Annotated in this window: 2 protein-coding genes; both read right to left on the bottom strand. The window is 56.7% G+C overall.

Annotated features, from left to right (window positions below):
• Positions 1-246: hypothetical protein (locus EOA27_RS38655; protein ID WP_145970912.1), on the bottom strand; the 246-nt coding region annotated here is incomplete at its 3' end.
• 28 nt (positions 247-274) lie between these two features.
• The gene (locus EOA27_RS38650; RefSeq protein ID WP_127258998.1) at positions 275-475 is read right to left on the bottom strand and encodes a hypothetical protein; all 201 of its coding nucleotides are present in this window, start codon (positions 473-475) and stop codon (positions 275-277) included.
• Between the last annotated feature and the right edge of the window lie 311 nt (positions 476-786).

Raw genomic sequence — 786 nt, 5'->3', positions numbered from 1 at the left:
CTGTTCGGCGGTGAAGCGGTCCGGCGTCATATAGGTGCGGGCCGGATAGGGGTCGTTCCCGCTGGCAATCTTGACGTAGTATTCAAAGTTCGACTTCTCCGTCTTCGCCCATCCCGCGTCGGTGGCGGAAGCCATCGCGGCGGCCTTCGAACGCTGCGCAACAACAGTGTGGGTATAGGTGCGGTCGGTGGTCCGGGTGTGCGCGACCCCGTTCGGGTCAATCGCGGTGTAGACGGTCTTAGGCATGTGGGTGACTCCTCGGATTCGATGGGGGTTAGCGGGCTTTGCCGTGCCGGATGAACCGCAAGCGCTCGCCAGGGGTCATCACGGACACGTCACCGGCGGCCACGGCCTCGCGGCGGGCGATCTCGGCGAGATAGGGGGCGGTGTCGACGCCTTCCTGCTCAGCCCACACGCGCAAGGTGGCCGTGGTGTAGGAACCGTAAGGGGCAGTCTTGAAAGCGGTGTCGGACATCGTGGGCGACTCGTCTTGTTTGCGTTTCGATAACGTTGATATACGCTGCGAATATCGAGGGTGCAAGATGGCAGTTTGCAAAATGCCAACATTTTCGGGGCCTCACGGTGTGTCCAGGCGCATACATCGGCAAAAATACAAGGGAAAATAGGCCCGAAAATACAGCTAAGACGCTGAAATCGTTGCGCTTATTTGAATGTATGGAATTTCGGCAAAAAGAAATAGCTATTCAGCGCATACAGGCATGTACCCAAGCGCGTAGCGCATAGGCATAAGCGCGTAGATGTCTTTTTATATATATATTTCTATAC

The organism is Mesorhizobium sp. M2A.F.Ca.ET.037.01.1.1, from assembly GCF_003998075.1.
Lineage (GTDB): Bacteria > Pseudomonadota > Alphaproteobacteria > Rhizobiales > Rhizobiaceae > Mesorhizobium.
The sequence above is the reverse complement of the archived record's forward strand: the minus strand, read 5'-3'. Positions and strand labels throughout refer to the sequence as shown.

Bases quoted from the DNA above. Each gene is read 5' to 3' on its own strand.
- EOA27_RS38650 (WP_127258998.1), bottom strand. From the start codon at position 475: ATGTCCGACACCGCTTTCAAGACTGCCCCTTACGGTTCCTACACCACG.